The following is a 13,579-nucleotide window of genomic DNA, read 5'->3' as shown; positions in this document are numbered from 1 at the left end:
CTATATGATCGAAGGGATCAGCAAAGACCGGAGCGCAGTGCATCACAGACTAAGCTGGTAGACCTCACGTCCGAGCAACGGGACCTGGTGCTCGACAACGCCCGCCATCGCGCCTCGCCGCTCCGCAAGCAAAACGCTGTTGGGTGACGTTGCACATCTGCGGGGCGGCCACTTACAATCGTTCGTCGCCCCCCGACGGAGCTTAACCGGGCCCGCGTTAACGCAGGCTTCTCACGAGGTAACCCCGCGCGCTGCGGATCGCCGATTTGCAGATTTTCCGCGACGATCCCTGGATACAGGAGAAAGACGGACGGGGGCGACATCCGATTTCTACGCACGGGTTCACATGGCAATCCTTCCGAACATGGATCAGATCATCGAGGCTCTGGTCCGGAGTAACCCGTCGTTTTTCTCCCGTAGGGTGCTCGGTATGTCGTACGACCGCCTGAAGGCGATCGTCTACCCCCGCCCGTCGTACCAGAGCTTCACCATCAAGAAGCGGGACGGTACCGACCGGACGATTCACGAGCCGCGCAAGCCCCTGAAAATCATTCAGGCGAAGGTGCTGGCCTTCCTCAAAGAGCGCTCGTCGCCACTGAAGCCTGCGGTGCACGGGTTCGTTGCCAAGCGCAGCATCCTCACCAACGCGCTGGTACATTGCTCACCGAAGACCCAACACGTCTTCAACATCGACCTCGAAGACTTTTTCCCCAGCATCACGTTCTACCGTGTGCGCGGGGTGCTATTGCACCACCCGTTCCACTTCTCCCATCAGGTGGCGACGGTCATCGCGCACATCTGCACGCTGGACAATGTGCTGCCGCAAGGCGCACCGACGTCGCCGTTCCTGTCGAACCTTGTGTGCCGAACGATGGACCGGGACCTGACAGACCTTGCTCGCCGCAGCCTGGCGCGCTATTCCCGGTACGCCGACGACATCACGTTCTCGTTCCGCGTGAGCAAGACGTCAAAGCTTCCGGCCGCCGTATGCTCCGTCGATGCCGATGGCGATCTGGTGATCGGGACGGAACTGCACGATGTCATCGTCAACAAGCACCACTTCAAGATCAATTCGGCGAAGACGCGTCTGAGCGACCGGACGCGTCGGATGGAGGTCACCGGGTTGACGATCAACCGGTTTCCAAACGTGCCGCGGGTCTTCATCGACCGCATCCGTGGGGCTCTTAACGCTTGGGAGAAGCACGGTTACGACCAGGCAGACAAGGCATGGCAGGCTCGCGTCACCGCAGCCGCCACTGGCGCTTACGAGAAAAAACCGTGGAAGCGTCGAACCCGGACCGGACAGGCGCCTGCGTTGAAGAACGTGCTATGGGGAAAGTTGCTCTACCTGCGCATGGTGCGCGGGAAGGACGATCTGATCTACACCCGCCTCGCGGAGCGCTACAACGCGGTGGTCGCCACCACCACCGCGGCCGGGCCGTTCTCCGCGCCGACGTTGCCGGTCGAGCCAGTTGTGCGGGACAAGGAAACTGCGCTGGACGCGTGCTTCGTTGTTGACTGGTACGGCGACTACAAGGATCCCACCCTCGGCGAAGAGACGCTGATGGCTCAAGGGACCGCCTTCGTCTACCGAGAGCTCGGTCTGATCATCACGTGCAACCACGTCTTCGAGTGGGAAGGGCAAGTCAGCAAGCTGGACACGGTGATCGACTACGAAAGCCAGTACCTGACGAACAAGATCCTGCAACTAATTCAGCCGGGAACGAAAAAGTCGTGGCCGGCGAAGGTTCTCTTCCGTGACAAACCGATGGATTTCGCCATTCTGGCGTTTGCCGAGGAGCCCCCTCAGCATCGGTACTTTTCAGCGATGGATGCCCCGATCGAGCCCGGTGCGCAGGGCGTGCTGATCGGGTATCCGGCCTGGAAACAATGGACGCTGCCGGACTTCAACGACCAGAAGGTGCTGAACCGGACGTCCCCACACGCGAGCATGAACAGCTTCACGATCACCGGTGCCGGCAGCATCCGCCCCGGCAATAGCGGCGGACCGTTCACGGACGATCGTTTCCGCGTCGCCGGGATGGCGCAACGCGGCGCTTACATGGGCACGGGACACGACGAGAGCCTGTGCTTCGAGATCATCGACGACCTGATCGCCAAATACAAAGCGTCGCTGGTCCCACCGTCGGCAGCGCCCGTTGCTCCGCCTGCTGCGCCCTGAGTCTCATATCAGTCATAGCAAGAAACGCTCAGTGCTGGCTCACACGTGCATCCGCAACCTGTCGTTCTTTAGCTCTTATTTTGTCGGCAATGTCACTTGCCATGTTCGTCATTTCGCCCGTCTGGACGACCTCAACGTTTTGGGCCTCGAGTTCGGACGCCAGAACGTTGCCGACATGCGCATTCGTCGCGAGGATCAGAACAGGGTCAAATTGAGGCGTATTGGCCTGTAGGATGCGCTTTGTCTGCCCCGCCGTCGCCAGAGGCAAGTCAAAGCTGCTTCGCGATGCCAGCTTCACCTCGACGATATAGACTCTGCGAGACTCGTATCGCGATCGAATGACTAGGTCGGGACGCGCCGTAAAGCTCTCTTCCATCGGACCGGACAGGAAGTTGGGGTTCACCACATACTCGCTTCCGAGCCGACGCCGAAGCTCCTCCCCCAAGAGGTGGACTAGTGTGTCTTCCCTTTCCATATCAACTCCGCTCGTACTTAAAAGCATCCGCCATTAGCGCTTCGAGAAGTGAGGCCACAATGACGGCCGCACAACCAGTGAAGAACGCCTTGAGCGCCCCTGTCGCATCCTGCGTAAACACCAAGCCTACCACCGCCGTCCCAAACGGCGTAGCTACTTTCGCGGCAAGATTGGCCTTAACGCTCTCCTTTAGCCGCTCCCTATATTTTTTACGACGCGCGCTGATCATCTGTACGTCGCCGCACGAAATAATCACTTTGACATCTGCGATGCCGTTCTTGCGCGCTTTTGCAAACCGTGACATTCCGGTAATCGCATTGTCGACGATTTCTTTCATTTCTTTCAGCTCGTTTTCGAATGAACTGAACTGCGTACTGTTCCGTCTCTCAATATGAAGCTTGAATGAGCGGACGTCCTCCTCTATGTAAAAGGACGCGGTAGTACCGGTATCCTCCGCGAAGGCTACGCGGTTGAGCATGGCCAGCCCATCGAGAGCTGTTCCCACAGCACATGTCGTCACAGGCGCGCTGGCCCGGCGAAAGTGCGCAGACATCACCTGCGGCAAACTCCCCGGAAGATCTTTCCGGAAAACCACGGTAACCTCCGATTTCATCTGGTCATTGGACATTTTTCTTAAATTGGTGTCGATTCGAGGCTATTGCCATAATACGCTGGTGCGGCCTTGGGAGACGCACAAACAGCCGCTTCAACACGAGTCGGCGCCCGCGCACGCACCGTTGATAGTCCGTTCATTGGCGGATTGAAAGTCCGTTCAGGTTCGATCGGCGACATGGGAACCCGTACATTGCAGATGCTTGACGTCCGTCGCCCCCCTTTTCCTGAGATGCCCAGTACCGGGACGAACCGGTGACGCGCCCTTGACCATGAGCAGCCTTAAGCTGATGGGACAGTGGTCGCGTTTGTTTGTCCCGCCGCCGTGGGCTCTAGCGCACATGTCGCCGTAGTGACGCCCTGAACGATGTTTGGTTGCGGCCCCCGTACGAAACCGAACGATTAAGTACCCCCTCGACAGACATGTACGAAAAATAGGCTTTACTAATTTCGTACGATGTTTATGCTGCCTGCACCCATTCCGTACGCACGGTCCATAAACACCCATACGATCCAGAGGGGGCCAACCAACATGCGAGTTTTTCTTTACGCCCGCGTCAGCACTGCGGACCAGACCACCGGGAACCAGGTCAAAGAGGTCGAGGCCGCTGGCTACACGGTCGACAAAAAGCGGATTGTTGCCGAAACCATTTCGGGATCGGTCGCAGCTAGCGAGCGCCCACAGTTCGCCAAGCTGCTCGACCGGATGGAGGATAGCGATGTGCTGCTTGTGACGAAACTCGACCGGCTCGGGCGCAACGCGATGGACGTGCGTCAGACTGTCGAGCGGCTCGCAGAATCGGGGATCAAGGTGCATTGCCTGGCGTTGGGTGGTGCGGATTTGACCTCGCCCGCTGGCAAGATGACGATGGGTGTGATTACGGCGGTCGCCGAGTTCGAGCGCGACTTGCTAATCGAGCGCACCCAGGCCGGTCTCGCCCGCGCGCGGTCCGAAGGGAAGAAGCTGGGCCGACGCCCCGCGCTGACGCTAGCCGAGCAGACCGAAGCGCTCAAGCAACTCGCGGCAGGCGACACGATTGCGCAGCTCGCACGCGACTACGGCACGACCAGGCAGAGCATCCTCCGCGCCCGCCAGCGTGCGGCAAATAGGAACGTGACATGACGCACGAGCCGCGGGAGCCGGATCCGCAGGACAGCCGGCAGTCAGGCACTGACCCTCGCCCCGCGCTTACTTCGGCGAACGTAGTAGATGGGATCGTTCGTAGGTTCACAAACGAGATTTTCGCGCTGTTGGGGCGCGACGATTTCATGGCCCAGCTCGATTTCAGATGCCGAGCGTTGAATAATCTTTTCCTCGGCATCACACCGACCGACAAGTACGAGCGCAGCGAGTGGAATTCGCCCAGTTGCCTCGGCGAATTCTTGCTCAAGTCGAGGCACATTAGCGGCGAGACGCACCACGCGGCACGCGATTTCCTCATGGTGTTCGTGGCTGAGCTTTTGGACGTCGCCGATCCGGATAACGAATTCGACGGGGCCGTCCTCGAGCCGTTGATCGTTGGCGTCCGCGATGCGCTGCTCGGACTGCCGCCGGCAAGCAGTATGTAAATTCTGATTCTCCGCGCCGGTGACAACTAGCCCCCCGCAGACGGCCCTCGCCGCAGGGGTGTGCTCAACTCTGGGCAGACCGCATTCCCCCGCCACACGGCGCTGACCGGCAATTCCTCGCGCTGGCCGGTGATTCCGCCACTCGGCGCACACCGACAACGGTTTCACCCGAACGCCGCGTTTGCCCCGCCAATCGCGCGCCGACAACCGTTTCTAGATTTCCCCTGCGTTTACGGGCCTTTTCGGGCTGCTGCCGTCAACTACCCCGTTCTTGCCTAGTAGCGCCTCTGGGTGCGCCGCGTGCGCTTCAACATGCAAGCACGATAAACCGTGGATTGAGTCACATCTCTTCCGGGCTCTCTCCATGCCTCGGAAGGTGCTGAGTCTGGTGAGGCGCGCAGCGCTTCGACGTACCGATGCACGAACCGTCGCAGCCTGCGCACCAGCGCCGATTGTCGAGCCCTTCGCAGAGCCAGGTGTGCCGCCCGAGCAGTTCCTGTGCTTCGCGCGCCGCATCGATTTCGGCCAGCCGCGCCATGAAGTGGTTCAGGTTCGGCAACAGGTCACTCAATGGCCCGCACGTGGCGCGCTCCAGCACATCATTTAGCAAGTCGCAGGACCAGCCTTCGACCCTCGCGATTTCTCTGATCAGGTCGATCAGCGCGTCGCGCAGCCGCCGCACATCTTCGGCAGTTAGGCGCGGCCCCCATGGCAGAAACAAACCGCCGTCCCGGTCGAGGAGCGCGCCGGCGCAATCATCGGGTACGGTTTTAGGGGCGACTTCGACCGCATGAATTTTCGGAAAGTGCCCACCCGGGGTACTGCCAAAACTGCCAAAAGTGCTCAAATGGGGTTTGGGCAGTTTTGGCAGTTCGTCACAGGAGTGTTTTCCAGATTTCAGCATCTCCAGATACTTGTTCATTTCGCGACCTCCGGATTGATGACGTAGCGCGACTCGTTCGGGCGTCCGCCGGTGTCGTTCTTCCCGATGAGATCGAGTGCCACCAGATAGCCATGCTCAATCAGGACGGTTACAGCCTCGTCCGCTTCATCCCGGGTCGTCAGCATCGACCATCCGGGGCGGTAGACGTGTTTGAGTGCGAAAGGCTCGGGCGGCAGCTTGCCGTCCTGAATCTTTTTCAGGAGTGCGCGCGCACGGTCCATCGGCGTTGTCAGGCCTGTTCCGTACGCGCGTTCTGCATGAGATTTGAGGTACTCGGCCCATGCCAGCGCACGCGTCATCGCCTCCACACTCACCGCACCCTTGCCGCCGTCCGCGAGGTGACAAATGAGAGCCAGGCTCGGAACCAGCTTTCGATATTTCGCGAAATGAGATTCGAGCGCTGGGTGAAGGTCGCCTGATCGCAGGTTCGTTTCCCACTCAGTACGCCACTCCCGGAACATCGTCAGTGCGTGATCGTCCAGCCGCAGGTACGGCGGCATGCTCGCATCCGGTTTGCCGCAGTCCGTGACGATCTCCGCACCCCAATTGTCGACGGGGTCAGCTGCATTGAGTCTCTCGAAAACCTCGAACGCGACTCGCTTCTTGTCCCCATCTGGCCACTGGTCCACGTCGGTCCAGCCCGGTGAGATATCCGGCCAGATCAGCAAACCAAAGCGTTGCATCAAGCCGTCGTTAGCGGCTCCGTCCGCGATAGCCTCGCGCAGATATTCGGAGATGCGGCCAGGTTGCGTACTGCCAATCAGCGAGATACAGACGGCCTCGGCGCGAATGTTCCTGCCCCGTCCGATGCGATCTACCGTGTACGGCTCATTGCCGTTCCAGCCCGTCAGGTAGAACCCGCGCGACTCCTCGCGTCCTTCGCGATCCATGCTCTTGAGCAGGCTTACAAGTTCGTCGCGAAAGACGCCCACACCCTGCGGGTTTTCCACGCAGATATCGAGCAGCGCCTCGGCGGTCGCATCGTTGACGAGGTATCGACGCAGCAACGGCAGGTCCGGCGCCTCGATCTCGGTCCTCTCCACCGCTGCCTGCGGATTTTTCCTGAGCGCGTCTCTGATCTTCTTCTGCGCTGCCTCGACGCGCATTTCGTGAAGATCTTTCATCTCATCATAACTCTCCATCTGGAAGTCGTACTCCCTGATCGCCTCGGCCTCCAGACGCTTGAGCGGCGCGAGTGCCGCCGCCATCGCGGGCGATTTCATGACACTAGGCCGACCGATAATGCAGATCCACTGATTGGCGTACTCGGTCCAGTCGTCTTTTGCCTTCGGTCGAACGCCGACACGCCGGCCAATCACAACCCCAAGCGCGGCCATGATTGTGGCACCCACAAAGTCAGGTGGACACTGCATGCGATTGGCAATGTCTTCAGCCCACGGCCGGAGGGCAGTAGGAAGGAGCGCCATATCGAACGGTTGAACCTTGGCGAGTGCCCGCTCGGGCAATGGCCGCAGCAGCGGCCACGCAGGCTTGACGACGCGATCTGCCGGATCATCGCGATGCTTGCAGGCCGGTGCGTTATCGATCATGTCCCGCAAAGTATCCGAACAGTCAGGCATGGCGCAGTCTCCGCACGACGTCGTTTAAGTCTTCACCGGAAACTGGCGAGCACGCGATACGAACCTCGCGCCCCGCATCAATCCAGCGTTGTGCGCACACGTGCGCAGCACGTAAGCCGACATCGTCATGGTCCGAGATGATCAGCAGCACCTCGATGCCGTCGAGCACGGGAAAATCAGAGAGGTTGCCTTTGTCAATGCACGACCATACGGGTGTGAAAACGTGCGCGACGCTCAACGCCGTCTCGATGCCCTCGGCAACCGCCAGCCCGTTGGTCACAGCCTCATCTGGGGAAAGCCTGATTACGCCGTTTTTTTTGCGATGACCACTCAGTAGAAGGCGGGGTGGGGTGATGTTCGGCTTGCTGCCATCGCTGCAAACCCACGTGTGATGCAGCGAGATGGGTTCGCGTGTAAGGACGTCAGTCACCTGTGCGATCAGCGCCGGGCCGGTGTAACCGCTCGGATGCCGTAAGGCGTCGCAATAGCGAAGATCGCCATCGCCAGGCGGAATCGCGCACCGCCTCGCCGTGAGGTACGCGAGCCCGGTTCCGTATGGCGGCTTCAGACGGCCCCAATAGGAGCGCCAATTCGATTCAAGTGCGGCGCTCTGACGGTCAGCGCGCAAGGGCGCTAACGGCCTGCGAACGCGCTGCTGATCGAGTCGATTGTCCGGACTAAGACCACCGCTCGCTTCGCATCGGAAGCAATGAAACATCGCGCTTCCGTCCGCCCAGATCTTCAGACCCATCGTCCGGTCCTTCGGCCCGCGCCCGCAACCCGGACATTCGATGCGGTGAGCGCCAATGGCCAGTGAATCGATAGTCAGTACGGTCATAGGGCCTCCAAACCGAATTGCCTAAAGTACCAAGCAACGATTCGCGCGCTGAGCACGCGATGGCAGAACAGTGTGATGAGGCTGCGCTTGAACCTCGCTCGGTTGGGTACCGACCAGACCGCAAGGAATTGCAGGTTCATGGCAACAACTCCTTGTCGACAGTGGTGGCTCCCGCGTCGACGCTTTCGTCGTTGGCATCAGACGACGTGGCCGATGTGCGTTTCGTAGGGTGCCTTTTTCTGCTCCGATTCGACTCGCGCGGTCTCGTACCGGACGCTTTGCCGGCTGAAGCGCTTTTCGACGTCAGACTCAGCGTGCTGCCAGTAGTAGTCGAGTTCTGGCGCGCTTCGGCTGTACTGCGTGCCGATCCTCCTCGCAGCCACGCGTCCAGATCATCGAGGTAATACCAGATGCGCCCACGTTTCGTGAAGCGTGGGCCGATTCCCTGCGAACGCCAGATCGCGAGCGTCTTATCGGCGTAGCCCGTGTAGGTTGCTGCGTCCTTCGAGTTCATGCGGCCATCGGGCAGAATTGTGATGTTTAAGGCGGCCATGCATGGAACTCCCGATCAGGTGACAATGATTGGATTGCATTCCAAGAATACGAAAGCAATCTATGAATTGCAATAGAATACGATTTGGCCTAGAATTCGATAGAACTTTCCAGAAATTGCGAAGCAAGGGACACACATGGCACGGCAGAAGACATCGAAGCTGCAGCGCAGCGAAGTCACCACGGTTCGATTCGATCCGAAGTTGCGATATCTGATCGAACTGGCGGCACGCACACAGCGGCGCACCGTTTCATCGTTTCTCGAGTGGGCAGCTGAGCAGGCGGTCAATGCGTGCGTGATCGAAAGGCGTCAGGCGAGCATCGACAGCCACGGAAACAAAACGTACCTCGATCTGACTCTTGGTGAGGCAGCGGATGTGTTTTGGGATGTTGATGAAGCAGACCGACTCGTGAAATTGGCGCTTCAACTTCCGTCGCTACTGACTTTTGACGAACAGGTTGTCTGGAAACGAATTCGTGAAGACGCGGACGTATGGAAGAAGGGCGATAAGCTCGATTTTCCGTTGATGCGCTCGCGATGGGCAACGTATGTTGACGGCGCGAGCGACGCGACGGAGGAGTGATGAAGTGAAGCAGTTTTCGAAGTTGACGCGACCGACCATGCGCAAACTTGCGGTAGGCGGCAAGCTCACTGAGCACGGGATCACCTTTGAACGCCTGCCTACTGGCGACGGCGTTTTCACCGTGAACGTGATGGCGGACGGCCAGCGAATTCACCGGGTCGTCGGTCGCGAATCGGATGGGACGACGCGCACGCAGGCCGAGGAATTCGTTGCGAAGGTTAAGAGCGATGCGAAGCACGACCGGCTTGCGCTCCCGAAAGGGCGCAAGGTCGCGTTGTCGTTTCGTGACGCCGCGGGCAAGTATCTGACAAAGCTCGAACAGGAGGGCGGAAAGGATTTGGTTGCGAAACGCCAGCGGCTTACGCTGCACCTTGTCCCGTTCTTTGGCGATACACCACTGTCAAAGATCGACAGCTTCGGCGTCGAGCGATACAAGAAGCAACGCCTGTCGGAACCGACATTGCGCGGCGGCGACCGGGTAAGCGAAAAGGCGAAGACCGGGGCGCGCAAGGCGGCGAGCGACGACAGGAAGGCATCGCCGGGAAGCGTCAACCGCGAACTCGCGTGCCTGTCGCACCTATTGAACAAGGCCGTGGAATGGGGATGGATAAGCGCACGTCCGGCGAAGATCAAACGCCTACAGGAAGATGGCGGGCGCATCGTGTACTTGACTGTCCCGCAGATGGGGCGGCTTGTCGAGTATGCGAAGGCTGACGACAACCCGTCCGTCTACCCGTTCATCATTGTTGGCCTTTCGACGGGAATGCGCGCCAGCGAAATTCTGTCGATCCAGCGCAACAACGTCGATCTTGAGCGGCGCGTGATCTTCATCCCGAAAGCCAAGGCGGGTGCACGCGAACAGCCGATCACTGAAGACCTTGCTGTTTTCCTGCGCGAACATATGAAGAACTACGCGCCGGGTTCGCCGTGGCTCTTTCCGTCGCCTTCATCGAAGTCCGGTCACATGGTGGAGATTCGCAAGCCATATCGCCGGGTCGTGAAGGCGGCGGGACTCGATCCCGATCAGATCATCCGGCACACGTTGCGGCACAGCGCGATCACGCATCTTGTACAAAGCGGCGTCGATCTTGTGACCGTCAAGCGCATCAGCGGACACAAGACTTTGGCGATGGTCGAGCGCTACGCACACGCGAACGGGGCGCACATTGCCGACGCGATGGACACGCTGCAAAAGCGGTTGAATCTCGCCTAGCGAATTACACAGGGCGAAGAATCACTGACGCGACTACACAGGAATTACACAAATGAAAAAGGGTTACGTCGCCTCGCAGCGCGTAACCCTTTGATATCTTTGGTAGGCCGTACGGGATTCGAACCTGTGACCAACGGATTAAAAGTCCGCTGCTCTACCAGCTGAGCTAACGACCCAAAAGAGAAGCGAGATTATAGCGATAGCACCTACGGGCTGTCAACCCATGGTGGTTAGTCGAGCTATCAGCACTTCAGATAGTGAAAAGCCCGGGGTATTGCCACCCCGGGCTTCCCAGCGAGAGGCGCGCGTGACTGTTGATTTGGAAGCTGCACGGCCACTGCGCGTTACGTCAACTGCTAAACCTTGTACGACTACTTGATCTGCGACAGCTTGCTCTGAGCCGACTGCGCGACGTCCGAGCCGCTGTACTGCGCGACGATCTGCTCCAGCGTCTTTTTGGCCGCAGCCTTCTGACCTTGCTCGAGCTGATTGTTCGCAATTGCGAGCAACGCGTCTGGTGCACGCGGATGCTGCGGGTAGTTTTTCACCACACCTTGCCAGGTCGCAGTCGAGCCCTTGTAGTCACGCAGCGCATACAGCGCATTGCCGAGCCAGTATTGCGCGGTCGGCTGGTAAGGGCTGTTCGGAAACTTGGAGATGAAGCTGCGGAAAGACGCCGCCGCATTCTTGAAGTCGCCGTTGCGGAACTGCTGGGAAGCCGCATTGAACGAATCGGTTTCACCCGGCTGCACCTCGCCCTGGACGCCGTCTACCGTCTGTTGCTGCGGCTCGAATTTCTTCAGCCGTGTGTCCAGATCGGTGTAGTAGTCCTTCTGCTGTTTTTGCAGCGTGGTGAGTTGGTTGCCCATATCTTCGTTCTGCCCACGCAACGTCGCGACCTGCTGATTCAGCTGATCGAGGCGGTTGGACTGATCGAGGATCGTGCGCTGTGCGGCCGACAGCTGGCTCGACAGGCTATCGGTCTTCGAACGCAGATCGAGAATGGCCTGACGGGCCTGATCGTCGTCGAACATGCCCGCATGCGCGGGCACAGCCACGAAGGCCGTGCCCGCGACGCAGGCCGCTGCGGCAAACCGCAGCCAGGAGAAACGATGCGTCATTCGGCTAATCACCCGTTACTTACTGTTGGTACACGAGGTCGGCGCGGCGGTTTTGTGCCCACGACGATTCGTCATGACCGGTCGCTTGCGGCTTTTCCTTGCCGAGGCTCACGGCTTCCATTTGCGGGTCCGTCACGCCCATCAGCGACAGCGAACGGCGGACAGCTTCAGCACGCTTCTGGCCGAGTGCCAGGTTGTATTCGCTGGTGCCGCGTTCGTCGGTATTGCCCTGGATCAGGACGTGACGTTGCGGATGGCTCTTCAGGTATTGCGCGTGTTGTTGCAGCAGCGATTGGTAGTCGTCCTTGACCGAGTAGCTGTCGAAGTCGAAGTAGATGCTGCGCTTGGCGAGCGGGCTGTTCGGATCGTTCAGCGGATCGACGTTGACCTGGGCGACATCAGTCGGATTCGGTTGCGTCGAAACTGCACCACCCTTGTTAGCGTTTTCGTCGAGCTTGACGCCCGAGTGACATGCTGCCAGCGCACCGACCATCAATACGGCAAATGCGAAACGAAGTTTTGACGTCATTTTGTTACTCTCCTTGTGTTATTGCATCAACGTTACTGCATAAACGGGCCCCAGGATGGCTCGCGTACGCTGCCGCCCTGAACGGACAGGACCTGCCGAGTGCGACCGTCGGTCGATACTGCGGCCAACACGCCACGGCCGTTCACCTGTGTGGCGTAAAGAATGTACTGACCGTTCGCCGCGAAGCTCGGCGATTCGTCATGTGTGGTGTCCGTCAGACCCGTGGCCGTGTTGCCTTGCAGGTCCTGGATATAGAGCTTGAACGCGCCGCCGACACGCGAGATGTAAGCGAGCTGCTTGCCGTCCGGGCTGATGCGCGGGCTGGTGTTGTAGTTGCCCGTGAAGGTCACGCGTTGCGCGGCGCCGGCGTTCTCGCCCTGGGCCGACATCTTGTAGATCTGCGGCTGGCCGCCACGGTCGCTGGTGAAATAGATCGACTGGCCGTCAGGAGAGAAGCACGGTTCAGTGTCGATCGAGCTGCCTTGCGTCAGGCGACGCAGGCCGCTGCCGTCCGCATTGACGGCGAAAATCTGCGTGTTGCCGGTGCGCGAGAGCGCGACGGCCAACGTGCGGCCATCCGGCGACCATGCTGGTGCGCTGTTGTTACCCTTCTGGTCCGATACGACCACGCGACGGCCCGTAGGCAGATCGTGGATGTAGACGATCGGCTTCTTCTTTTCAAACGAAACGTAAGCGACCTTGGTGCCGTCAGGTGACCATGCCGGCGAGATGATCGGCTCGGGGCTCGACAGCGCGATGTGCGCGTCCTGGCCGTCCGAATCGGAAATCTGCAATTGATAACGGCCGCCCGTCTTGATGACGTACGAGAGGCGTGTGGCGAACACACCGCGGCCGCCCATCAGCTTGGCGTAGATATAGTCCGCGACCTTGTGTGCGCTCATGCGCAAGCCACTTTCCGGGCTCACCAGTACGAGACCGCCGAGGCTTTCGCCCTTGACCGTGTCATACAGCTTGAAGCGCACTTCGTACTGGCCGTTCGGCAGGCGGTTCACGCTGCCCGAGACGAATGCATTTGCGCCCTTGGCTTTCCAACTGCCGAGGTCGACCGAGTCGGTTTCGGAAACCGGCGTGCTGCCCGCGTCGATATTCGTGAATTTGCCGCTGCGTTGCAGATCTTGACGCACGATCGTGCTGACCTGCTGCGGCGAGTTCGCTTCATTGGCGAAATTCGCCGTTGCGATCGGAAACTGTGTGGACCCCACGCCCGTGACGAGGACGTTGAGTTGTGCGTTGGCGGCGCCACCGACGGCGATCAGGCACGACGCTACAAGTGTCCGCAGGCCTAGCTTGGTCATCAAACTCATGCTGAATGGTTTCCCCAAAAACGGTTTTACTAACACTTCATGACAGCAGAGAGACC

The 13,579-nt window shown here is 59.5% G+C and carries 14 protein-coding genes and 1 tRNA gene; 5 read left to right on the top strand and 10 right to left on the bottom strand.

Annotated features, from left to right (window positions below):
* Positions 1-364: 364 nt before the first annotated feature.
* On the top strand, positions 365-2,182 hold the full coding sequence (locus ACUN0E_RS38650; protein WP_445569919.1) for a reverse transcriptase domain-containing protein: 1,818 nt from the start codon (positions 365-367) through the stop codon (positions 2,180-2,182).
* 28 nt (positions 2,183-2,210) lie between these two features.
* Here ACUN0E_RS38650 and ACUN0E_RS38645 read toward each other — a convergent pair whose 3' ends face one another.
* Together ACUN0E_RS38645 and ACUN0E_RS38640 are read right to left on the bottom strand one after the other, a co-directional pair.
* Positions 2,211-2,585 carry a hypothetical protein gene (locus tag ACUN0E_RS38645; protein WP_445569918.1) on the bottom strand — a complete coding sequence of 125 codons (375 nt, stop codon included), beginning with the start codon at positions 2,583-2,585 and terminating at the stop codon, positions 2,211-2,213.
* Between the two features lie 73 nt (positions 2,586-2,658).
* Positions 2,659-3,285, bottom strand: a complete 627-nt coding sequence (locus ACUN0E_RS38640) for a hypothetical protein (RefSeq protein WP_445569917.1) — start codon at positions 3,283-3,285, stop codon at positions 2,659-2,661.
* Between the two features lie 516 nt (positions 3,286-3,801).
* On the opposite strand from ACUN0E_RS38640, the gene ACUN0E_RS38635 reads away from it, so the two are divergent.
* Both ACUN0E_RS38635 and ACUN0E_RS38630 read left to right on the top strand, forming a co-directional pair.
* On the top strand, positions 3,802-4,392 hold the full coding sequence (locus tag ACUN0E_RS38635) for a recombinase family protein (RefSeq protein WP_445569916.1): 591 nt from the start codon (positions 3,802-3,804) through the stop codon (positions 4,390-4,392).
* Complete coding sequence (locus ACUN0E_RS38630) at positions 4,389-4,838, top strand: hypothetical protein (protein WP_445569915.1); 450 nt, start codon at positions 4,389-4,391, stop codon at positions 4,836-4,838. Before ACUN0E_RS38635 ends, ACUN0E_RS38630 begins: the two co-directional genes overlap by 4 nt.
* A 340-nt stretch (positions 4,839-5,178) precedes the next feature.
* Here ACUN0E_RS38630 and ACUN0E_RS38625 read toward each other — a convergent pair whose 3' ends face one another.
* From ACUN0E_RS38625 to ACUN0E_RS38610, 4 genes are all read right to left on the bottom strand, one after another.
* Complete coding sequence (locus ACUN0E_RS38625) at positions 5,179-5,760, bottom strand: hypothetical protein (protein WP_445569914.1); 582 nt, start codon at positions 5,758-5,760, stop codon at positions 5,179-5,181.
* On the bottom strand, positions 5,757-7,154 hold the full coding sequence (locus ACUN0E_RS38620) for a YfjI family protein (RefSeq protein WP_445570591.1): 1,398 nt from the start codon (positions 7,152-7,154) through the stop codon (positions 5,757-5,759). The genes ACUN0E_RS38625 and ACUN0E_RS38620 overlap by 4 nt, the downstream gene beginning before the upstream one ends.
* A 199-nt stretch (positions 7,155-7,353) precedes the next feature.
* Positions 7,354-8,199, bottom strand: coding sequence for a toprim domain-containing protein (locus ACUN0E_RS38615; RefSeq protein WP_445569913.1), 846 nt, complete (start codon positions 8,197-8,199; stop codon positions 7,354-7,356).
* Positions 8,200-8,335: 136 nt separating this feature from the next.
* Positions 8,336-8,752, bottom strand: a complete 417-nt coding sequence (locus tag ACUN0E_RS38610; RefSeq protein ID WP_445569912.1) for a helix-turn-helix domain-containing protein — start codon at positions 8,750-8,752, stop codon at positions 8,336-8,338.
* Between the two features lie 202 nt (positions 8,753-8,954).
* Here ACUN0E_RS38610 and ACUN0E_RS38605 point away from each other — a divergent pair, with 202 nt between their 5' ends.
* Together ACUN0E_RS38605 and ACUN0E_RS38600 are read left to right on the top strand one after the other, a co-directional pair.
* A complete protein-coding gene (locus tag ACUN0E_RS38605) occupies positions 8,955-9,335 on the top strand; it encodes a hypothetical protein (RefSeq protein ID WP_445569911.1) in 381 nt (126 codons plus the stop codon).
* A gap of 4 nt (positions 9,336-9,339) precedes the next feature.
* Positions 9,340-10,548: a tyrosine-type recombinase/integrase gene (locus ACUN0E_RS38600; RefSeq protein WP_445569910.1), complete on the top strand. Its 1,209-nt coding sequence runs from the start codon at positions 9,340-9,342 to the stop codon at positions 10,546-10,548.
* Positions 10,549-10,648: 100 nt separating this feature from the next.
* Here the strand turns inward: ACUN0E_RS38600 and ACUN0E_RS38595 are convergent.
* The 4 genes from ACUN0E_RS38595 to tolB all read right to left on the bottom strand — a co-directional run bounded on the left by ACUN0E_RS38595 (position 10,649) and on the right by tolB (position 13,523).
* Positions 10,649-10,724, bottom strand: a tRNA-Lys gene (locus ACUN0E_RS38595).
* Between the two features lie 195 nt (positions 10,725-10,919).
* The gene (ybgF, locus tag ACUN0E_RS38590) at positions 10,920-11,669 is read right to left on the bottom strand and encodes a tol-pal system protein YbgF (RefSeq protein ID WP_408225463.1); all 750 of its coding nucleotides are present in this window, start codon (positions 11,667-11,669) and stop codon (positions 10,920-10,922) included.
* Positions 11,670-11,688: 19 nt separating this feature from the next.
* Entirely contained in the window at positions 11,689-12,198 is a 510-nt protein-coding gene (pal, locus tag ACUN0E_RS38585) for a peptidoglycan-associated lipoprotein Pal (protein WP_445569909.1), read from the bottom strand.
* A 32-nt stretch (positions 12,199-12,230) separates the two neighbouring features.
* Positions 12,231-13,523, bottom strand: a complete 1,293-nt coding sequence (gene tolB / locus ACUN0E_RS38580) for a Tol-Pal system beta propeller repeat protein TolB (RefSeq protein ID WP_408225469.1) — start codon at positions 13,521-13,523, stop codon at positions 12,231-12,233.
* Positions 13,524-13,579: the final 56 nt, after the last annotated feature.

This window comes from Paraburkholderia sp. D1E (assembly GCF_052682275.1).
The sequence above is the reverse complement of the archived record's forward strand: the minus strand, read 5'-3'. Positions and strand labels throughout refer to the sequence as shown.